At 38.5% G+C, this 577-nt stretch carries 1 protein-coding gene; it reads right to left on the bottom strand.

Annotated features, from left to right (window positions below; genetic code table 11):
- Nucleotides 1–434 (bottom strand): transposase family protein (locus tag DXA05_RS26245; protein ID WP_133303909.1); only part of this gene is annotated, 434 nt, incomplete at its 3' end.
- Between the last annotated feature and the right edge of the window lie 143 nt (nucleotides 435–577).

Here is a 577-nt window from a genome sequence, read left to right as displayed (position 1 = left end):
GCCTTTCGGGAAGTAAGTTCCAAGCTTATCGATCTGATGCGTTCCTCAACAAGATAGCTCCGTCTACCATACCGACGAGCCAGAAAAGACAACGGTTCGCAGAATATTTTTCGCGGACAAGAAACATTTTCGCAATAATATTTGCCAACCTTTATGACTAACTCCAAAGTATGACCGTAAACTTCAAGATCCTGAATATGACGGGAGTAATAACTGTGTAATCGGTGACTGAAATGTCCGCAATAAGGACAGGAAGCCCCCTTGCCAGCCGTATGTAAAAAGACCGTCAATGAACCAACAGCTTCAGAGATACCATCTTGTTGCAGATTATCGTAGCCAGGACTGAATCTGAAATCATGGAATAATCCCCTATTTGTAGGAGGATTTTCTTTTTTTGATGTATATTTGTACGTTGTAGATATGGCTTGTTGCATTGTAACTCTTAATGATGTGGTGTCTTTAAAGTTACTAAAAAGCAAACATATCTACAACTTTTTATAGGATTAAGAAAGAAGAAGAGGAAAACCATCGAAATAAAAAAGAGATTACCACCAAATTTGACGAAGAACCTGAAAAA

It is taken from the genome of Bacteroides sp. AM54-2NS (genome assembly GCF_003602935.1).
GTDB classification, from domain to species: Bacteria; Bacteroidota; Bacteroidia; order Bacteroidales; family Bacteroidaceae; genus Bacteroides; species Bacteroides xylanisolvens.
Note: the sequence above shows the minus strand (reverse complement) of the source record. Positions and strands in the feature narration are given on the sequence as shown.